Raw genomic sequence first — 19,443 nt, 5'->3', positions numbered from 1 at the left:
CCCGACGCCGATCGAACAGCCCCCGGAGATCACCGCACCGGCGAACGGCAAGGTAGAGCGGCATATTCATCGCCCCTCGACTGCCGCCCACCACCCCCGAACCGCCACTCAGCGTCACCACTCGCGCCCGCCCCGGCCGCAATCGATCTCCCCGCGCGTCCGGATCCGTACGTTCCTACAATCCGTAATCCTGGCCGAACAGACCGTAGTAACCGCACCCAGGCGCCCCTAGCTTGTGGCGCGTGCGCCGACCCCCAGTTCAGCCCAGCCCGTCCACGCCGCCCACCCCGCCGTTCGACGCGCCCGCCGCTCACCGGCTCCGTACCGCGCTCAACATGGGTCCCGAACACGTCGCTTACGGGATGCGTGCCTCTTACGGGCTGCCCTATGTCACGCCCGACCTGGTCATCGCCTGGGAGCGGGGGCTCACCGCGCCCTCCGGGCCCGAACTCACCGCGCTCGCCGGGGTGTTGTGGTGCTCCCCGGCGGAACTCATCGGCAAGCCACGCACGCTGCGTGAGCATCGCCTCGCCCGTGGCCTCGCGCCGGAGGACGTCGCGCGGGCCGTCGGGCTCGAACTCCTGGCGTATCTACGGATGGAGGAGCACGACCAGTGGCGCGGCACCGAGCGCCAGACCTCCGCGCTCTCCGATCTGCTCGACCTCTCGCTGCCCGAGTTCATCAGCGTCACCGGACGGGACGCCCGCCTCGCGGAGTTGCTGCGCAGCGCGATGACCACCCGCTGGCAGGGATACGTCCGTCCCATCGGCAAGATGGTGCCCCTGGACCGGCGGCTCCTGGAGGACTCCCTCCAGGAGTTGCACGAGGACTACCAGACGCAGATGGCCGCCACGCTGAACTGGGGCGGCGGCAACTCCGCCGTGGAGGCGAACGAGGCCGGCCGTGACTTCCTCGACCAGATCATCAGCCGTTTCTGGGCCATGGTCGAGAAGAGCACCTACTGAACTCCCCCAAAAAAAGCACCCGGCTAGAAGACCGACTCCGCCTCGTCCATCCGGTCCTTCGGCACCGTCTTCAGCTCGGTGACCGCCTCCGCCAGCGGCACCATCACCACGTCCGTCCCCCGCAGCGCCGTCATCCGCCCGAACTGCCCCTGGTGCGCGGCCTCCACCGCGTGCCAGCCGAACCGGGTCGCCAACACCCGGTCGTACGCGGTCGGTACGCCACCGCGCTGGATGTGGCCGAGGATGACCGGCTTGGCCTCCTTGCCGAGGCGGCGTTCGAGTTCGTAGGCCAGTGCCGTGCCGATGCCCTGGAAGCGCTCGTGGCCGAACTGGTCGATCGCGCCCTTGTTGTAGTCCATGGAGCCCTCGGCGGGGTGCGCGCCCTCGGCCACGCACACGACGGCGAACCTCTTGCCGCGGGCGAAGCGTTCCTCGACCATCTTGACCAGGTCGGCCGGGTCGAAGGGGCGCTCGGGCAGGCAGATGCCGTGCGCGCCCGCCGCCATCCCGGACTCCAGCGCGATCCAGCCCGCGTGCCGGCCCATGACCTCGACGACCATCACCCGCTGGTGGGACTCGGCGGTCGTCTTCAGGCGGTCCATCGCCTCCGTCGCGACCCCGACCGCCGTGTCGAAGCCGAAGGTGCGGTCCGTCGACGAGATGTCGTTGTCGATCGTCTTGGGGACACCCACCACCGGGAGCCCGGCGTCCGACAGCATGCGCGCCGCCGTCAGCGTGCCCTCGCCGCCGATCGGGATCAGCGCGTCGATCCCGAAGTCGCGCGCGATGTCCAGCGCGTTCTCGCAGGCCTCGCGGAGGCGGTCGCGCTCCAGGCGTGAGGAGCCGAGGATCGTGCCGCCGCGGGCGAGGATGCCGCTGACCGCGTCGAGGTCGAGGGTGCGGTAGTGACCTTCGAGCAGTCCGGCGTAGCCGTCCTCGAAGCCGATGACCTCGTCGCCGTAATTGTCGACCGCTCGGTGCACGACCGATCGGATCACGGCGTTCAGGCCGGGGCAGTCGCCGCCTGCGGTGAGAACTCCGATGCGCATCGTGCTGTGTCTCCTGCTCGCTGTTGAGACCGGTGAGCCGGACCCGATTGTTTCACGTCCCCCATGGCACTGCCGCTCCCGTCGGACTGACGGGCGCCTTAACCACCCCCAGAGGTATTGTCAAGAGGGTTCCGCTCACCCCTGTGGGCGATTTCTATGACCGCCGAAACGGGCAGCCAGCAAGCGTCAGAATCCGCCGGAAGGGGAGTCCACGCGTGACCCGCAGTGTGTACGTGACCGGGATCGACCGCGGCGACGGCCGTCAGGTCGTCGAGCTGGGGGTCATGGAACTCCTGACCCGACAGGTCGACCGGGTGGGGGTGTTCCGCCCCCTCGTCCACGACGGCCCCGACCGTCTCTTCGAGCTGCTGCGTGCGCGCTACCGGCTGTCCCAGGACCCGACGACCGTCTACGGCATGGACTACCACGAGGCCTCCGCCCTCCAGGCCGAGCAGGGGACCGACGAGCTGGTGTCGACGCTCGTCGACCGGTTCCATCTCGTCGCCCGGGACTACGACGTCGTCCTCGTCCTCGGGACCGACTTCGCGGACACGCAGTTCCCGGACGAGCTGGCCCTCAACGCCCGCCTCGCGAACGAGTTCGGCGCGTCCGTCATCCCCGTCGTCGGCGGCCGCAAGCAGACCCCCGAGTCGGTGCTCGCCGAGACCCGCAACGCGTATCGGGCGTACGACGGGCTCGGCTGCGACGTCCTCGCCATGGTCACCAACCGGGTCACCCGCGAGGACCGGGCCGCGATCGCCGACCGGCTCGCCACCCGGCTGCCGGTGCCCTGCTACGTCGTACCGGACGAGCCCGCGCTCGCCGCCCCCACCGTCGCCCAGATCACCCACGCGCTCGGCGGCAGGGTGCTCCTCGGCGATGAGTCGGGGCTCGCCCGCGACGCGCTGGACTTCGTCTTCGGCGGGGCCATGCTGCCCAACTTCCTCAACGCGCTGACCCCGGGCGCGCTCGTCGTCACCCCGGGCGACCGCGCCGACCTCGTCATCGGCGCGCTCGCCGCGCACAGCGCCGGCACCCCGCCGATAGCCGGCGTGCTCCTCACCCTGAACGAGGTGCCGAGCGACACGATCCTCACCCTCGCGGCCCGTCTCGCGCCGGGCACCCCGGTGGTCTCGGTGGCCGGCACCTCCTTCCCCACCGCCGCCGAACTCTTCTCCCTGGAGGGGAAGTTGAACGTGGCCACCCCGCGCAAGGCGGAGACCGCGCTCGGCCTCTTCGAGCGGTACGTCGACACCGGCGACCTGCTCAAGCGGGTCTCCGCGCCGAGCAGCGACCGCCTCACCCCGATGATGTTCGAGCACACGCTCCTGGAGCGGGCCCGCTCCGACAAGCGCCGGATCGTCCTCCCCGAGGGCACCGAGCCCCGCGTCCTGCACGCCGCCGAGGTGCTGCTGCGCCGCGGTGTCTGCGAGTTGACGCTCCTCGGTCCCGAGGACCAGATCCGCAAGCGGGCCGCCGACCTCGGCATCGACCTCAGCGCCGCCCAGTTGATCGACCCCCAGACCTCCGGACTCCGCGACCGCTTCGCCGAGAAGTACGCCCAACTCCGCGCCCACAAGGGCGTGACCGTCGAGCTGGCCTACGACGTCGTCGCCGACGTGAACTACTTCGGCACCCTGATGGTCCAGGAGGGGCTGGCGGACGGCATGGTCTCCGGCGCCGTGCACTCCACGGCCGCCACCATCCGCCCCGCCTTCGAGATCATCAAGACCAAGCCGGACGCCGACATCGTCTCGTCCGTCTTCTTCATGTGCCTCGCCGACAAGGTCCTCGTCTACGGCGACTGCGCGGTCAACCCCGACCCGAACGCCGAGCAGTTGGCCGACATCGCCGTCCAATCGGCCGCCACCGCCGAGCAGTTCGGCGTGGCGGCGCGGATCGCGATGCTGTCGTACTCGACCGGTACGTCCGGCTCGGGCGCCGACGTCGACAAGGTGCGCGAGGCCACGGAGCTGGTCCGGCTGCGGCGGGCCGATCTGCGGATCGAGGGGCCCATCCAGTACGACGCCGCCGTCGAGCCGAGTGTCGCCGCCACGAAGATGCCGGAGTCCGAAGTCGCGGGCCGCGCAAGCGTGTTGATCTTCCCGGACCTCAACACCGGCAACAACACCTACAAGGCCGTGCAGCGTTCGGCCGGCGCGATCGCCGTCGGGCCGGTGTTGCAGGGCTTGCGCAAGCCCGTCAACGACCTGTCCCGGGGCGCCCTCGTCTCCGACATCGTCAACACCGTCGCCATCACGGCGATCCAGGCACAGAACCCGAAGACCTCGAACGAGAAGGCCTCCCAGCAGTGACCGCGACCCGTGTCCTCGTCCTCAACTCCGGCTCCTCGTCGGTGAAGTACCAGCTCCTCGACATGCACGACGGCGAGCGGCTGGCCCTGGGGCTCGTCGAGCGCATCGGCGAGGAGACCTCCCGGCTCAAGCACACCTGCGTGACGACCGGTGCCGTACGGGAGTCCACCGGGCCGATCGTCGATCACGAGGCCGCCCTGAAGGCCGTGGCCGAAGAGCTTTCCAAGGATCAACTCGGGCTGGATTCACCAGAGTTGGCGGCCATCGGGCATCGGGTGGTGCACGGTGGGATGACCTTCACCGCGCCGACCGTGATCGACGGCGCCGTACTCGCCGAGATCGAGCGGCTGATCCCCGTCGCTCCGCTGCACAATCCGGCGAACCTCGTCGGGATCCGGACGGCGACGGCGTTGCGGCCGGATCTGCCGCAGGTGGCCGTGTTCGACACCGCGTTCCACACGACGATGCCGGAGTCGGCCGCGCGGTACGCGATCGACGTGGCGACCGCCGACGCGTACCGGATCCGGCGGTACGGGTTCCACGGGACCTCGCACGCGTATGTGTCGCGGGCCACGGCGAAGCTGCTGGGGAAGGCGCCCGAGGACGTCAACGTCATCGTGCTGCATCTCGGGAACGGGGCGTCCGCGTCGGCGGTGCGAGGCGGGCGGTGCGTGGACACCTCGATGGGGCTCACGCCGTTGGAGGGACTGGTGATGGGGACCCGGTCGGGAGACCTGGATCCGGCCGTCATCTTCCATTTGATGCGTGTTGGCGAAATGTCCACCGATGAGATCGACACTCTTCTCAACAAGAAGAGCGGTCTGATCGGGTTGTGCGGGGACAACGACATGCGGGAGATCCGGCGCCGGATCGACGAGGGCGACGAACAGGCGGAACTCGCCTTCGACATCTACATTCACCGGTTGAAGAAGTACATCGGTGCGTACTGCGCGGTGCTCGGCCGGGTGGACGCGGTCGCCTTCACAGCGGGAGTCGGGGAGAACGCGAGTGCGGTGCGGGAAGCTGCCGTGGCGGGCCTGGAGCTGCTGGGGCTCGAGGTCGACGGCGCGCTGAACGCCGTACGGAGTGATGAACCGCGGCTGATCTCGCCCGCGGCCGGGCGGGTCGCGGTCGCGGTGGTGCCGACGGACGAGGAATTGGAGATCGCCACACAGACCTATGCACTGGTCGGAAATTCCAACGCCTGAGCGCCTGCCCGCCCATTTGTATCTTCCGCCAGACGGAATATTCCGTAGCGAAACAAACCGATAGGATCGTCCCATGCGCCGTTCGAAAATCGTCTGTACTCTCGGCCCCGCGGTCGACTCCCACGAGCAGTTGGTGTCGCTGATCGAGGCCGGCATGAATGTGGCCCGCTTCAATTTCAGCCACGGCACCCACGCCGAGCACCAGGGCCGGTACGACCGCGTCCGTGCCGCGGCCAAGGAGACCGGCCGTGCCATCGGCGTCCTCGCCGACCTGCAGGGCCCGAAGATCCGCCTGGAGACCTTCGCCGAGGGTCCCGTCGAGCTGGTGCGCGGTGACGAGTTCACCATCACCACCGAGGACGTCCCGGGCGACAAGACCATCTGCGGTACGACGTACAAGGGCCTGCCCGGTGACGTCTCCCGCGGCGACCAGGTCCTCATCAACGACGGCAACGTCGAGCTGAAGGTCGTCAGCGTCGAGGGCCCCCGTGTGAAGACGATCGTCATCGAGGGCGGCGTCATCTCCGACCACAAGGGCATCAACCTGCCCGGCGCGGCCGTCAACGTGCCCGCGCTGTCCGAGAAGGACGTCGAGGACCTGCGCTTCGCGCTGCGGATGGGCTGCGACATGGTCGCGCTGTCCTTCGTGCGCGACGCGAGCGACGTGTACGACGTCCACAAGGTGATGGACGAGGAGGGCCGCCGGGTCCCCGTCATCGCCAAGGTGGAGAAGCCGCAGGCGGTCGCCAACATGGAGGCCGTGGTCGCGGCCTTCGACGCGGTGATGGTGGCCCGTGGCGACCTCGCCGTGGAGTACCCGCTGGAGAAGGTCCCGATGGTGCAGAAGCGCCTGGTGGAGCTGTGCCGGCGCAACGCCAAGCCGGTGATCGTGGCGACCCAGATGATGGAGTCGATGATCACCAACTCCCGCCCCACCCGCGCCGAGGCCTCCGACGTGGCCAACGCGATCCTGGACGGCGCGGACGCGGTCATGCTGTCCGCCGAGTCCTCGGTGGGCGCCTACCCGATCGAGACCGTGCAGACGATGTCGAAGATCGTCCAGGCGGCCGAGGAGGAGCTGTTCTCCAAGGGCCTTCAGCCGCTGGTGCCGGGCAAGAAGCCGAAGACGCAGGGTGGTTCGATCGCGCGTGCCGCGTGCGAGATCGCCGACTTCCTCGGCGGCCGGGCCCTGGTGGCGTTCACGCAGTCCGGTGACACCGCCCGCCGGCTGTCCCGCTACCGCGCCTCCCAGCCGATCGTCGCCTTCACCACCGACGAGAGCACCCGCAACCAGCTCACGCTCAGCTGGGGCGTGGAGTCGCACGTGGTGCCGTTCGTCAACAGCACGGACGAGATGGTCGACATGGTCGACGGCGAGATCGCCAAGATCAACCGCTTCAACCCGGGCGAGACCGTCATCATCACCGCCGGCTCGCCCCCCGGCGTGGCCGGCACGACGAACATGCTCCGCGTCCACCACCTCGGCGGCGGCGAGGGCAACTGACGTACCGCTGAAGTCTCTTGTACGGCGCTGAGGGCGCCCCCTGTGGCCAGGGGGCGCCCTCAGTTCGTGCGCGGCTCCCGAACGGGCTTGTGGACGGGCTCAGTTCTGATAGCTGCGCAGTCCGGGGACGGTCAGCGTGCCGCCGAACTGGCCGGCCTGGACCACCTTCACCTTGGTGAAGTAGATCAACGGGATGTTCAGCGGCGGCGGGTTGTCCGGGGTGAACGTGATCGGGATCAGTCCGAACAGGTTGCCCGAGATGGACTCCGTGTACATCACCGTGTCGCCGTCGCGGATCGTGGACGTCGAGCCGGAGGCCGCCTGCACGTGGTACGTCTTGCCGGACTGCTTGTCGTCCACCGTCTGGTGCAGGTCGCCGATGTCGGTGCCGCCGGAGATGACGTACTTCAGGACCTTCTTGACCTTGCCGCTGGCGGTCTTCACCTCGACGACGCCCTTGTAGTCGGCGCCCTTGAGCAGCAGTGAACTCGCGTTCAGGTACCAGGGGTCGTCGGGCAGCAGGATCTTGTTGTCGACGCCGCTCAGGTCGTCCGTGGCGACCGGGCAGTCCGAGGTGTCGGTGCTCGCGCTCGCGGACGGGCTCGCCGTGTCCGAAGCGGTGGCGGTGGGGCTGGCCGTGTCCTCGGCCGCCTTCGTCGCCGCGTCGGTGGCGTCCTTCACGGTGTCCTCGACCGTGTCGGTGGCCTTCTTCGTCGTGTCCTTGACGGTGTCGGACCCACTGGAGGAGTCGTCCGTGGACGTGTCCTTCGTGGCGCTCGCCGAGGCGGACGCGGTCGGCGTCGGGGTGGCGCTCGCCGTCGCGTCGGAGTCCGAGGAACCTCCGGTGAGGAGGTCGGTGATGGCGTCGCCGATGGTGTCCAGCAGGTTGCCGCCGCTGGACTCGGACGCGGAGGGCGTCGCCGTGGCCGTACTGCCCGACGAACCGCTGGTATCCGTCGACTTGCTCGCGGACGCCGACGGCGTGGCGGTGGGCGTGGCCTTGTCGTCGGAACCTGAATCCGACGACGAGGTCGTGTCCGAGTCCGTGTCCTTCGAGGCGGACGCCGACGGTGTCGCGTCGTCCGTGGAGGAGTCGGAGGACTCGCTCGCACTCGTGGACGGCGTGGCCGAGGGGCTCGCCGACGAATCGGCCAGCGCCGCGACGCAGTCCTTGTACTCGTCGGCGGTCAGGCTCTTGGAGGACGGCGAGGTCGTCGCACCGTTGTCCGCGAGCGCGAGGGACGACGTGAAACCGAGTCCCATGATCACGGCGGTCGGCATCGCCACCGTGGCTATCGCCTTGCCTGCGGGCATGTGGAGCCTGGTGAACAGCGGCTTCTTGGGCGCGGCATGCCGCGGCCCGGTTCTCACACGGGACTCCTCCACATCAGTCCCGTGGGTCACCTCGTCAGCCGGCACTGTGCCTCCCGTTCGCCCCGTTGCTCACCGGGCTCGTTCCTGACAGATCGTTCGGCTCGCCCGCCTCGTCGGCGGGTACGTGCGGCGCGGCTTCGGGGGCGTCCTCGTGCGGAGCGGTCCCGTACTCCGTCGCCTCCGGGGCGGACTCGTACGGAGCGGCCTGCGGAGCACCGCCCTCTCCCCGTAGGTCCTGGAGCGACTGCGGCTCCGGCGGTGCGCCCGGCGCCCACGACACGGCCAGCGCGCCGCCGACCAGGGCGAGCAGGAAGCCGATCAGGAAGCCGCCGAGGTTGGACACGGGGATGGACACCAGCGCCAGCAGGATCGCCGCGACACCCGCGAAGGTGCGCACGTGCTTCTGGTACCAGAGGCTGAAGCCCAGGACCACGAGCAGTACGCCGATGATCAGGGATCCGGCGCCCGCGGTGGTCGCCATCGCCAGGGTCAGATGCCCGATCTGGAGATGGGCGTACGGGAAGTAGGCGATCGGGAGTCCGCCGAGCATGACGAACAGACCGGCCCAGAACGGCCTCGTGCCACGCCAGGCACGAAACTGCAGCCTCCGGCGGGCGAACTGACCGGGTGCGGCAGGAGTCTCGGCGCTCATGGAAAACAGCTCCCTGGTACGGCGTTGCTGTGGTGGAGAGGTGCACCTCGTACGGAGGTGCGGCTGGAAGGTGGACGGGCGGGGGCGCCACCGGCTCCCCCGCCCGCCGTCAAGTGCCTAGTAGCACTCGTGGGTGCCGGCCTGGACCGACATCTTCAGACCGCTGAGCTTGAAGGTTCCGGCAGTGGTGGCCCACGCCGTCTGCTGCACCTTGGTCAGCTCGACCGACTCGGCCTGCTGCGCGAACCCGTACGGGTTCGCCGCCTCCTTGCCGCCCTTCATGCCCGGACCCTGGCCACCCTTGTCGGCACCGGTGTTGCCGGCCGCCACACCGATGTCGATGTTGTGGAACACAGCGTCGGCGCTGAGGTCCTCGACGTCGATGTACAGGTTGTCGGCCTCGACCGGCGTACCGCTGCCGCCCGCGTGCAGCACGAGGCTGACGGAGCCGAGCAGCGGGATGTTCGGGGTGACCACCGACTGGCACATGTTGGTGATCTCGGCGGACTTGAACGACGAGACCGCGACAGGGTGCAGCGCGTTCCCGCCGGTCAGGGTGTAACCCGAGTCGAGCGCGCCGTACTGGGCGAAGCCCTTGCCCTCGAGCGAGTCCGCCGTCACCTTGAACGACTGACCCGAAACGCTGAATGACGCGGCGAGAGCACCCTGCGCGAGGGCGACACCTATACACGCCGTAGCGGCGACGCTGGGCACCATGACCACAGCGAAGCGCTTCCATCTCGTCCCGCCACGCACCTGGGACTCCATATTTCCTCCTTCTCGGACGTACATCTCCTGGCCCTGACTGCCCCCAGATGGCGGCTCAGCCGGGCAGGGATGGGAGAAGTGCTACGTCCTCGGGAAGGGGAGCGCCCGTCTTCGGAGGCGCGAACCGCGCACCGATCACCGGCGATCACCCCCGAGCGACAACCACTGGTCGCGCCTGACGCACATCACGCACAACCTTGCTGGACAGGCTCCGCCGCACGGCGAAGACCCCCCTGCCCAAGAGCCGACTCCATTGTTTCCGGCTCTACTCGGTGGGGACCCAGGAAACTCCGTTGACCCGACCGGCTGTCGGGGTGCGGAAATGGACCGAGCGTCGCCGATCGTGGTGCATTCTCGCCGCCCGCACAAGGGGCTTCGTTACTGGGTAGTAACGGCCGGATAACCGAACAACGACCCGCCGGTATCGGTCGACGACGCTGGGTGTCATCGTGGGCCAGGACAAAAGCGTCGATCCTCGGACACAGTCCGGCAGATCAACGCCTCTGACTTACTCCAAGTAACAGCGGCCGCGATTACCAAGATTTGGTAAAGCGCGGCCGCAGTGACACTCCGTCGGCAAATCTTTCACTCCGGCATCACACGTCACGAGGTTTACCGACTGGTCAGAACCGGCCCCGCGCCCCGCTCAGAACAGCGCCCGCGCCAGTGCCCGCCGGGCCGCCGTCACCCTGGGGTCATCGGCCCCGACGACCTCGAACAGCTCCAGCAGCCGCAGCCGTACGGCATCCCGGTCGTCACCCACCGTGCGCCGCACGGTGTCGATCAACCGGCTGAACGCGTCCTCCACATGACCGCCCACCAGGTCCAGGTCGGCGGCGGCGATCTGCGCCGGCACGTCACCGGGCTTCTCGGCCGCCTCGGTGCGCACCTGCTGCGGGTCGAGGGTGGCCACGCGCTGCAACAACTCGGCCTGGGCGAGCCCCAGTTTGGCCTCGCTGTTGCCCGGGTCGTCGCTCAGCACGTTCTTGTACGCCTGCACGGCCCCGCCGAAGTCCCCCGCGTCCAGGGCCTGCACGGCGGCTTCGAGCAGTCCGTCGTACGGTCCCGCCGGCGCCTCGGCCGCGACCTCGGGGCGCTCCCCCGGGACGGCGTCCGGGTCGACGTCCAGCCCGGTGAGACCGAAGCGCTGCTCGGCGACCTGGATCAACTGGTCGAGGGTCTGCCGGATCTGCGGCTCGGCGGCGGCCCCCTGGAAGAGCGGCAACGCCTGGCCGGCGACCACCGCGAAGACGGCCGGGATGCCCTGCACCCCGAACTGCTGCATCAGCATCTGATTGGCGTCGACGTCGATCTTGGCAAGGACGAAGCGTCCGTTGTAGTCAAGCGCGAGCCGCTCCAGGAGCGGGCTCAGCTGCTTGCACGGCTCGCACCACTCGGCCCAGAAGTCGATGACGACCGGGACCTCGGTCGACCGCTGCAGGACCTCGCTCTCGAACCCCGCCTCATCTACGTCGATCACCAGGTCGGCCGGTGAGACGGCCCCGCCGCCGCCCTGCCTGGCGGTCTCGGCGCGCGCCTGCTCCGCCTTGACCTTGGCCTCCTGGGCCGCCTTCACCGCGGCGAGGTCGACGACTCCGCTCATGGACATGTTCCGTGGCTGCATGCGTCTATCCTCCCCCGTCCGCGCGTGTGAATGAAAAGCGTTGTGAAAGCCGTTGAGAAAGCTGGTCTGTTGCCGGCCCGGCGCGAGTCCGGTGCGTGCTGTTCGGCGCCGGGTCCCCACCCCGCGCCCGTGGTTTCGCTACGGGTCGTAGCGTAATAGCAGCGGATGCCTCCGGGATAGACGTACCCCGTGATCTCCCTCACTGCACCACAGGAACCGCCGGTTATGGTCAAGGGATGCAGAGCAGCACTCCCGTCCCACGCGCCGCGGGACGCCCGCGCAGCGCCACCGCGGACACCGCGATCCTCGCGGCCACCCGGGAGGCCCTGGTCGAACTCGGTTGGTCCAGGCTCACGTTGGGAGACGTCGCCACGCGCGCGGGGGTTGCGAAAACGACCCTCTATCGCCGCTGGGCCGGCAAGAACGAGCTCGTCGTCGACGCGGTCGCCGAACTCTTCGACGAACTCCACCTCCCCGACCGCGGCACACTGGCCGCCGACATCGAGGGCGTCGTCCTCCAGTTCGCGGCGATCCTGGCCCGCCCGGAGGCCAAGAGCGGACTGATGGCGGTGGTCGCCGAGTCCATCCACGACGACGCCCTGCGCGAACGCATCCGCGAGTCGATCGTCGACCGCCAGAAGTGCCTGGTCGTGGAGGGCAGGGCACGGGCCCAGGCGCGCGGCGAACTGCCCCCGGAGACGGACGCGGAGGAAGCGGCGCGCACGGCGGACCTGATCTTCGACGTGGTGGCGGGGGCGGTGGTGCACCGCACCCTGGTGAGCGCGGAACCGGCCGACGAACGCTGGGTCCACAGCCTCACCCAGATGCTGCTCCTCGGCCTGACGTCGCTCAACAACCCCTAGGGTCTGTGCGACGGATCAGGTCGCGGGAAACGGGCGGAGCCCGATGGGCGTCGGCGCGCGGGACGTGACGCGAGCGGCTGTGGGACCCGGCGGAGGGCGGAGACGCACTGCGGGTCCCCACACCCTTACGGCTGCCTGCCACGCCCCGCGTCTGCGGCACGATCCGCCGGACAGGCCTAGCTACTTGCCCCTGAAGAAGTCCGGCTCTGCCTCTGGGTTGTCCTCTGGGGAGAGCTGGTGAGGGCCGGGCTATGGCCGCCACAGTGGAGGCGGGTCTTGGGGTCGGGGGTGTGGCGGTGTTACGTGTCGCGGGAGTGCAGGACGCCTGGTGGGAAGTGCTGCCGGAGCATGCGCGGCTGTTACCCGCCGAACTGAGCCTGGTCGATGCGTTCTTGGACGACGAGCGATTCATCGCTCCGTGGCGGGCGGTGTTCGCCGAGCGGCTGGGGCGGCCGTCGGTGCCAGTGGAGACGCTGCTGCGCCTGCTGTATCTCAAGCACCGCTACCAGCTGGGTTACGAGACCCTGTGCCGTGAGGTCGCGGACTCGTTGAGCTGGCGCCGGTTCTGCCGCATCCCGCTGACCTCCCCGGTGCCGCACCCGACCACGCTGATCAAGCTGGTTCGCCGCAGCGGACCGCAGGTGGTGGACGACCTGAATGCGGCCCTGCTGGGCAAGCTGGTCGAGGACAAGCTGCTGCGGTGCCGCAAGCTGCGCATCGACACGACCGTGATGGAAGCAGACATCGACCACCCCACGGACGCCGACCTGCTCGAACACGGGGTACGCAAACTGGGCCGGCTGGTGGGGTGGATCAAGGCGTCCGGGGCAGCCAGGCGCACCCGCTTCCGTGATCGCAGCCGGTCAGCGGGACGCCGCGTGAAGGAGATCTCGCGCACGCTGCGGCGGCGCACCGGCCAGGCGCTGGGCGAGATCGACCGGCTCACCGGTGAAATCGCCGCCGTGGCCCGCGCGACCTTGCGGGACGTGGCGGCAGTGGAGCGCAATGCCCGACGCACGCTGCGCAAGCAGCCTTCGGGACGACTCGCGCACCTCGTGGGCGAGCTGGCCCAGACCGCGGCGGGCACCCGCCGACTGCTGGAGCAGACCGCCTTACGCCTGGCGGGCATCCGCACCATCCCTGACCGGCTGGTCTCGTTGGCCGACCCCGACGCCCGACCAATCCGCAAGGGCAAGCCCCAGCACCCCACCCAGTTCGGCTACACCGCGCTCGTGGCCGAGGACGAACGCGGCTTCATCATCGACCACCAGGTCCAGCGCGGAAACCCGGCCGATGCGCCGCAACTGGTTCCCTCGGTGCAACGCGCCGTGTCCCTGACCGGCCGCCCGCCCAGCACGGTCGTCGCCGACCGCGGCTTCGGCACCGCAGCCAACGATCTTGCCCTGGCCGAACTCGGCGTCCAGCGGATCGGCCTGCAACGCGCAGGGAAGCCTGGAAAGGCACGGCGTGAGTACGAACACAGCCGCCCATTCCGGCGGATACGCAACTGGAGAGTCGGCGTCGAGGCCCGCATCAGTCACCTCAAGCGCAGCTTCGGCTTCCGTCGCACGCGCCTGCGCCGCCTGGCCGGCGCCCAGACCTGGGCCGGACTGGGGATCTTCGCCTACAACCTCCAGCGGATGACCATCCTCAGCCGGTGACGGACACACCCCCGACCGGCCAGCGACACAGCGCCGTCCCGCAGTAGCGGCCCCGTCACCAGCCCAAACACTTTTTCAGGGGCAAGTAGCTAGAAGCCCGCAGGCTCCGTGTACACCCCCCACTCCTCTCGCAGCACCCCGCAGATCTCCCCCAGCGTCGCCTCCGCCCGCGCCGCGTCCAGCATCGGCCCGATCATGTTCGACCCGTCCCGCGCGGCCGCGAGCATCGCGTCCAGGGCCGCCGCTACGGCCGTCTCGTCCCGTACGCCCTTGCGCGCCCCCAACTCCCGGACCTGCTCCCGCTCCACCTCGTGGCTGACCCGCAGGATCTCCAGGTCGCCGGTGACCGAGCCGTGGAGCACGTTGACGCCCACGACGCGCTTGTCGCCCTTCTCCACGGACCGCTGGTACTGGAAGGCGGCCTCGGCGATCTCGCCGGTGAACCAGCCGTCCTCGATGCCGCGCAGGATGCCCGAGGTGATCGGCCCGATCGGGTGCTGCCCGTCCGGGTGGGCGCGCAGCCCGCGCTCCCTGATCTGCTCGAAGATCTTCTCGGCGTCCGCCTCGATCCGGTCGGTGAGCTGCTCGACGTACCACGAACCGCCCAGCGGATCCGCCACGTTGGCGACCCCGGTCTCCTCCATCAGCACCTGCTGCGTGCGCAGCGCGATCTCCGCGGCCTGCTCGCTCGGCAGCGCGAGGGTCTCGTCCAGGGCGTTGGTGTGCAGCGAGTTGGTCCCGCCGAGGACGGCCGCGAGCGCTTCAACTGCCGTACGGACGACGTTGTTGTACGGCTGCTGCGCGGTCAGCGAGACGCCGGCGGTCTGGGTGTGGAAGCGCAGCCACTGCGCCTTCTCGGTCCGCGCGCCATAGACATCGCGCATCCAGCGGGCCCAAATCCTGCGCGCCGCGCGGAACTTGGCGATCTCCTCGAAGAAGTCGACGTGCGCGTCGAAGAAGAAGGACAGGCCGGGGGCGAACACGTCCACGTCGAGGCCACGGGACAGGCCGAGTTCGACGTACCCGAAGCCGTCCGCCAGCGTGTACGCCAGCTCCTGCGCGGCCGTTGAGCCGGCCTCGCGGATGTGGTAGCCGGAGACGGACAGCGGCTTGTAGGCGGGGATGCCGGTCGCGCAGTACTCCATGAGGTCGCCGATGAGGCGCAGGTGCGGCTCGGGCTGGAAGAGCCACTCCTTCTGGGCGATGTACTCCTTGAAGATGTCGGTCTGGAGCGTGCCGTTGAGGACGGCCGGGTCGATGCCCTGGCGCTCCGCGGCGACCAGGTACATGCAGAAGACGGGGACGGCCGGTCCGCTGATGGTCATCGAGGTCGTCACGTCGCCCAGCGGGATGTCCTTGAAGAGGACCTCCATGTCGGCGGCGGAGTCGATGGCGACCCCGCAGTGCCCGACCTCGCCGAGCGAGCGCGGGTCGTCGGAGTCGCGGCCCATGAGCGTGGGCATGTCGAAGGCCACCGACAGACCCCCGCCGCCGTTGGCCAGGATCTTCTTGTACCGCTCGTTGGTCTGCTCGGCGTTCCCGAACCCGGCGAACTGCCGGATCGTCCACGTCCGCCCGCGGTAGCCGGTCGCGTACAGACCGCGTGTGTACGGATACTCGCCGGGCCACCCGATCCGCTCGAAGCCGTCGTACCTGTCCCCGGGGCGTGGCCCGTACACCGGCTCGACCGGGTCCCCGGAGAGCGTGGTGAAGTCGGCCTCACGCGTACGTGCGGCGTCGAACCGGGCCTGCCAGCGTCGGCGGCCCTCTGCGATGGCGTCAGCGTCCATGCCTTCGAATTTACTAGGACGTCCTAGTAAATGTCGATGCCTTACCGGGGCGTCCGAGTGACACCCCGGTGGCGATCAGACCTTGGCGGCGACCGGAGTCGGCTCGACGATCTTCGACTCCAGCTCGTGGCTGATCTTCCGCTCGACGAAGAACGCGGCCGTCGGAATCGTCCCCGCGAGCAGCACCCAGAGCTGCTTGCCGACCGGCCACTTGGCCTTGGAGCCCAGGTCGAACGCGAAGAGCAGGTACACGACGTACAGCCAGCCGTGCGCGATGGCGACGACCTCGGTGAAGCTCCCGGCGCCGTCGATCTTGAGGAGGTACTTGGCGATCATGCTGAGGCACAGCAGGACCAGCAGGACACCCGTGACGTACGCCATGACGCGGTAGCGGGTCAGCACGCTCTTTTTCATGAGGACGAGCGTAACGACCGGTTCCGGGCGATCTTTCCCCGGGTCGGCCCCCGTCCTTCGCCCGGGTCGGACCTCAGTCCCCTGCCCGGGTCACTCCTCGTCGAAGTCCGCCGCCGCGACCCTGAGCGGGCGCAGCATCGCGAAGATCTCGCCGCACTCCTCCGCGTCGTAGGCGCTCAGCCCGAAGTCCATCTCCATCAGGTCGCGGGTGGCCGCGTCGCAGACCTCGCGGCCCTTGTCGGTGATGGAGGCGAGGGTGCCGCGGCCGTCGTTGGGGTTGGGGCGCTTGGCGACGAGGCCGGACCTGGACAGCCGGTCCACGGTGTTCGTCACGGACGTGGGGTGCACCATGAGCCGCTCGCCGATCTTGGACATCGGCAGCTCGCCCGCCTTGGAGAAGGTGAGCAGCACCAGTGCCTCGTAGCGCGCAAAGGTCAGTCCGTACGGCTTGACGACCGCGTCGACCTCGGCGAGCAGGATCTGCTGGGCCCGCATGATCGAGGTGATGGCGGCCATCGAGGGCACGTTTCCCCAGCGTTGCTTCCAGTGTTCGTCGGCGCGGGCGATGGGGTCGAAAGGGAGACTGAGGGGCTTCGGCACGGCACCAGACCTTACCGGCCGGTCACATCGTGGTCAGCCCCGTCTCGTCTTTCGGTCCATAGGGCTCTCCCCGGCGGTCCTGTGGGCTTCTACGGCCAGCAGCGCGCAGCACACCGTGCCGAGCGCCCCGGCGCCCACCACCGCCCCGCGCACCCCGGCGAACTCGGCGGCCACCCCGGCCAGGGCCATGCCTACGCCCTGGATGGTCATCAGCCCGGCGGTGAGCAGGGTCATGGCCCGGCCGCGCAGTTCCTCGGGCACGTCCCGTACGAACCACTGGTCGAGGCCCAGCGTGTACGCGGACCCGGCGCCCGCGACCGTCAGCAGCGCGAGGGAGACGGCGAGGCCCGGGCGGAAGGCGTAGCCGAGGTAGGGCAGCAGGGTGCAGCAGACCAGCGGGAGGGCGATCCGCTGCCGGGTGGCGGGGCGCAGTCGGGAACCGGCGTAGAGCTCGCCGGCGATCGTGCCGACGGGCAGGGCGCACATCAGCAGCCCGAGCCCGGTCGAACCGGCGCCGAGTTCGGCCGCGTAGGGCGCGGCGAGGGCCTCGGGGGCGACGGAGAACATCGCCGGGAGCCAGAAGAGCAGGAGCAGCGCCCGGACCCGGCGGTCGGCGAGGACCTGCCGGGCGCCCTTGAGGGAGTCGGCCAGCAGGGCGCTCCCGCCGCCCGCCCTCGCGGGGCGGCGCCGGGTGCCGAGGCGCAGCAGGGCGGCGGAGGTGAGGAAGGTGCCGACGGTGATCAGCAGGGCGTGGCGCGGGGAGACGGCGGTGAGGAGCAGGCCGCCGAGTCCGTATCCGACGAGCAGCGCGCTCTGCGACACGATCCGCAGCAGCGAGCGGCCGAGGACGAAGAGGTCGCCGTCGCCGAGGATGTCGGCGAGGGTCGCCATCCGGGTGCCCGCGAACACGGGTGAGACGACGGCGAGGGCACAGCGGAGGAGCAGCAGGACGGCGATGCCGGTGCCGGGAGTCACCATCGCGGCGACGCAGGCCGCGCACACCAGGTCGCAGACCACGAGCACGCGTCGGGCGGGGTAGCGGTCGGCGACCCCGGCCAGCAGCGTCCCGCCGATCAGATACGGCAGGAAGCCCACCGCGAACGCGAGCGCGCTCAGCAGGGGCGAGCCGGTGAGGTCGTAGACGAGGACCGAGAGGGCGATCTCGGTGACGACCACGCCGAGGAGGGAGAGCGCGTGGGCGGCGAAGACGAAGCGGAACTCGGGAACGGCGAGGACACGGCGGTAGCCGGTGGGCGGGGCTTGGACGTGGAGCATGGGGAGCAGCGTGCTGACCGGCGCCGGGGCGTCCTAGAGTTTCGGGTACGGCCGAATCTTCCGGTCCGGGTCTCTTGGGGGTGGGCATGCCGTCGCGGCTGTATTTCGGGGAGGACGACTTCCTCAGGTGCCGGTTCGCGGTGTCGCCGCTCTGGGAGACGCAGGAGGCGGTGCGCACGTTCAAGCGGCCCGAGCGGCAGGGGTATCACGCGCCCTGGCTGCGGCGCGCCGGTGCGGCGGCGGCCGGGCTCGATCTCGCGCCGCTGTGGCTGCTGATGCCGCAGACCGGGCACTGCCCCGGCTGGCTGTGTCCGCCGCCGATCGGGCCCTCGGCCACCTTCGAGCAGGAGATCGCGGCCGTCCGCGCGGCCGATCCGGACCGGGCCAGGGAGGACACGGCCCGCTCGCTGGCCTCCACGCCGGGCGCGCTGGAGTCGGCGCGCGGCCGGGCCTGGCTGCGTGAACCCGCCCGCATGATCGAGGAGTTGGCGGACGCGATGGAGGCCGTCTGGCACACCCTGGTCGCGCCGGACTGGCCACGGCTGCGCGCCCTGCTGGAGGCGGACATCGCCTTCCACTCGCGCCGGCTGGCCGAGGTCGGGCTCGGTGTACTGCTCCCGGAGATCAGCCGGCACTGCGCCTGGGACGCCGGGACGCTGACCGTGGACTTCCGGGGCGAGCACGATCGGCGGCTCGGCGGTCAGGGCCTGGTGCTGCTGCCGAGCGTCTTCATCTGGCCGAACGTGGTGAGCACCTTCGAGCACCCCTGGCAGCCGACCCTCGCCTACCCGGCCCGCGGCATCGGCGCCCTGTGGACCGAGCCCGCCGACCACACACCGGACGCGCTGCTACGACTGCTGGGGCGCGGCCGGGCCACCGTCCTGGCCGCGCTCGACGAACCCGCCTCCACGACCGCCCTCGCCCACCGCCTCCGCCTCGCCCCCTCATCGGTGTCCGCCCATCTGACGGTCCTGCGCGACGCGGGCCTGCTCACGGCGCGCCGCTACGGCCACCAGGTGCTCTACGAACGGACCCCGCTGGGCATCGCCCTGACGTCGGGCGGCACCTGACCACACGCCGGGCCCGACGCCGTGCACCAGCACCCGGGACCGTGCACCACTGGCCATCCGCCCCGGCCTCACCCGACGCCTGACCGGCACACCAGAGTCCGACTTGGTGCGCCGACACCCGACACCGCACGGCGGCGGGCATCTGCGGCCCTCTTAAGCACCGGCCGACCGACGCACAGGCACCCGACCCGATGCACGAAAGAACACCACCGGCAATCCGCCCCTCACCTCACCCCCCGCCCGCCCGGCGCGCCAGGCCCCGGCGCAATGACCGATCGTTCACAATTGCTGACGAATCATCACTTAATGTC

At 69.8% G+C, this 19,443-nt stretch carries 16 protein-coding genes; 7 read left to right on the top strand and 9 right to left on the bottom strand.

Translation table 11 applies throughout. The annotated features are described in order from the left end of the window. Nucleotides 1-335: 335 nt before the first annotated feature. Nucleotides 336-965, top strand: coding sequence for an XRE family transcriptional regulator (locus JHN63_RS30845; protein WP_200686804.1), 630 nt, complete (start codon nt 336-338; stop codon nt 963-965). A 23-nt stretch (nt 966-988) separates the two neighbouring features. On the opposite strand, the gene JHN63_RS30840 is transcribed toward JHN63_RS30845, so the two are convergent. Then, nucleotides 989-2,014, bottom strand: coding sequence for an ATP-dependent 6-phosphofructokinase (locus tag JHN63_RS30840; RefSeq protein WP_200686802.1), 1,026 nt, complete (start codon nt 2,012-2,014; stop codon nt 989-991). Between the two features lie 215 nt (nt 2,015-2,229). On the opposite strand from JHN63_RS30840, the gene pta reads away from it, so the two are divergent. The 3 genes from pta (at nt 2,230) to pyk (ending at nt 7,041) form a co-directional block, all read left to right on the top strand. Next, nucleotides 2,230-4,329, top strand: a complete 2,100-nt coding sequence (gene pta, locus JHN63_RS30835; RefSeq protein WP_200686801.1) for a phosphate acetyltransferase — start codon at nt 2,230-2,232, stop codon at nt 4,327-4,329. After that, the gene (locus tag JHN63_RS30830) at nt 4,326-5,537 is read left to right on the top strand and encodes an acetate kinase (RefSeq protein ID WP_200686800.1); all 1,212 of its coding nucleotides are present in this window, start codon (nt 4,326-4,328) and stop codon (nt 5,535-5,537) included. Before pta ends, JHN63_RS30830 begins: the two co-directional genes overlap by 4 nt. 73 nt (nt 5,538-5,610) lie before the next feature. Further along, on the top strand, nt 5,611-7,041 hold the full coding sequence (pyk, locus tag JHN63_RS30825) for a pyruvate kinase (RefSeq protein WP_200686799.1): 1,431 nt from the start codon (nt 5,611-5,613) through the stop codon (nt 7,039-7,041). A 99-nt stretch (nt 7,042-7,140) separates the two neighbouring features. Here pyk and JHN63_RS30820 read toward each other — a convergent pair whose 3' ends face one another. From JHN63_RS30820 to JHN63_RS30805, 4 genes are all read right to left on the bottom strand, one after another. After that, a complete protein-coding gene (locus JHN63_RS30820) occupies nt 7,141-8,460 on the bottom strand; it encodes a hypothetical protein (RefSeq protein WP_200686798.1) in 1,320 nt (439 codons plus the stop codon). After that, a complete protein-coding gene (locus tag JHN63_RS30815; protein WP_200686797.1) occupies nt 8,450-9,067 on the bottom strand; it encodes a DUF6114 domain-containing protein in 618 nt (205 codons plus the stop codon). Before JHN63_RS30815 ends, JHN63_RS30820 begins: the two co-directional genes overlap by 11 nt. A gap of 117 nt (nt 9,068-9,184) precedes the next feature. Beyond that, a complete protein-coding gene (locus tag JHN63_RS30810) occupies nt 9,185-9,835 on the bottom strand; it encodes a DUF6230 family protein (protein ID WP_200686796.1) in 651 nt (216 codons plus the stop codon). Nucleotides 9,836-10,481: 646 nt separating this feature from the next. Further along, nucleotides 10,482-11,459 (bottom strand): tetratricopeptide repeat protein, encoded by a 978-nt coding sequence (locus tag JHN63_RS30805; protein WP_200686794.1) that lies wholly within the window; start codon nt 11,457-11,459, stop codon nt 10,482-10,484. A gap of 236 nt (nt 11,460-11,695) precedes the next feature. Between JHN63_RS30805 and JHN63_RS30800 the strand changes: the two genes are divergently transcribed. Together JHN63_RS30800 and JHN63_RS30795 are read left to right on the top strand one after the other, a co-directional pair. Beyond that, entirely contained in the window at nt 11,696-12,322 is a 627-nt protein-coding gene (locus JHN63_RS30800) for a TetR/AcrR family transcriptional regulator (protein ID WP_200686792.1), read from the top strand. Nucleotides 12,323-12,618: 296 nt separating this feature from the next. Continuing rightward, nucleotides 12,619-13,983, top strand: coding sequence for an ISNCY family transposase (locus JHN63_RS30795; protein WP_200686803.1), 1,365 nt, complete (start codon nt 12,619-12,621; stop codon nt 13,981-13,983). An 89-nt stretch (nt 13,984-14,072) separates the two neighbouring features. Here the strand turns inward: JHN63_RS30795 and JHN63_RS30790 are convergent, their stop codons facing one another. The 4 genes from JHN63_RS30790 to JHN63_RS30775 all read right to left on the bottom strand — a co-directional run bounded on the left by JHN63_RS30790 (nt 14,073) and on the right by JHN63_RS30775 (nt 18,062). Beyond that, nucleotides 14,073-15,773 (bottom strand): methylmalonyl-CoA mutase, encoded by a 1,701-nt coding sequence (locus tag JHN63_RS30790; RefSeq protein ID WP_200686790.1) that lies wholly within the window; start codon nt 15,771-15,773, stop codon nt 14,073-14,075. A 75-nt stretch (nt 15,774-15,848) separates the two neighbouring features. Next, nucleotides 15,849-16,187: a DUF3817 domain-containing protein gene (locus JHN63_RS30785; protein WP_200686788.1), complete on the bottom strand. Its 339-nt coding sequence runs from the start codon at nt 16,185-16,187 to the stop codon at nt 15,849-15,851. 90 nt (nt 16,188-16,277) lie between these two features. After that, nucleotides 16,278-16,787: a MarR family winged helix-turn-helix transcriptional regulator gene (locus JHN63_RS30780; protein ID WP_200686786.1), complete on the bottom strand. Its 510-nt coding sequence runs from the start codon at nt 16,785-16,787 to the stop codon at nt 16,278-16,280. 33 nt (nt 16,788-16,820) lie between these two features. Next, nucleotides 16,821-18,062 (bottom strand): MFS transporter, encoded by a 1,242-nt coding sequence (locus JHN63_RS30775; protein ID WP_200686784.1) that lies wholly within the window; start codon nt 18,060-18,062, stop codon nt 16,821-16,823. Nucleotides 18,063-18,148: 86 nt separating this feature from the next. On the opposite strand from JHN63_RS30775, the gene JHN63_RS30770 reads away from it, so the two are divergent. After that, on the top strand, nt 18,149-19,132 hold the full coding sequence (locus tag JHN63_RS30770) for a DUF5937 family protein (RefSeq protein ID WP_200686782.1): 984 nt from the start codon (nt 18,149-18,151) through the stop codon (nt 19,130-19,132). Nucleotides 19,133-19,443 lie beyond the last annotated feature (311 nt).

The organism is Streptomyces sp. MBT65, assembly GCF_016612545.1.
Classification (GTDB): domain Bacteria; phylum Actinomycetota; class Actinomycetes; order Streptomycetales; family Streptomycetaceae; genus Streptomyces.
This window is presented reverse-complemented; position numbering and strand designations above follow the sequence as displayed.

Excerpts from the sequence above, each read along its gene's own strand:
- JHN63_RS30845 (WP_200686804.1), top strand. The coding sequence starts at position 336 with ATGGGTCCCGAACACGTCGCTTACGGGATGCGTGCCTCTTACGGGCTG.
- JHN63_RS30840 (WP_200686802.1), bottom strand. The coding sequence starts at position 2,014 with ATGCGCATCGGAGTTCTCACCGCAGGCGGCGACTGCCCCGGCCTGAAC.
- pyk (WP_200686799.1), top strand. The coding sequence starts at position 5,611 with ATGCGCCGTTCGAAAATCGTCTGTACTCTCGGCCCCGCGGTCGACTCC.
- JHN63_RS30815 (WP_200686797.1), bottom strand. The coding sequence starts at position 9,067 with ATGAGCGCCGAGACTCCTGCCGCACCCGGTCAGTTCGCCCGCCGGAGG.
- JHN63_RS30810 (WP_200686796.1), bottom strand. The coding sequence starts at position 9,835 with ATGGAGTCCCAGGTGCGTGGCGGGACGAGATGGAAGCGCTTCGCTGTG.
- JHN63_RS30805 (WP_200686794.1), bottom strand. The coding sequence starts at position 11,459 with ATGCAGCCACGGAACATGTCCATGAGCGGAGTCGTCGACCTCGCCGCG.
- JHN63_RS30800 (WP_200686792.1), top strand. The coding sequence starts at position 11,696 with ATGCAGAGCAGCACTCCCGTCCCACGCGCCGCGGGACGCCCGCGCAGC.
- JHN63_RS30790 (WP_200686790.1), bottom strand. The coding sequence starts at position 15,773 with ATGGACGCTGACGCCATCGCAGAGGGCCGCCGACGCTGGCAGGCCCGG.
- JHN63_RS30785 (WP_200686788.1), bottom strand. The coding sequence starts at position 16,187 with ATGAAAAAGAGCGTGCTGACCCGCTACCGCGTCATGGCGTACGTCACG.
- JHN63_RS30775 (WP_200686784.1), bottom strand. The coding sequence starts at position 18,062 with ATGCTCCACGTCCAAGCCCCGCCCACCGGCTACCGCCGTGTCCTCGCC.
- JHN63_RS30770 (WP_200686782.1), top strand. The coding sequence starts at position 18,149 with ATGCCGTCGCGGCTGTATTTCGGGGAGGACGACTTCCTCAGGTGCCGG.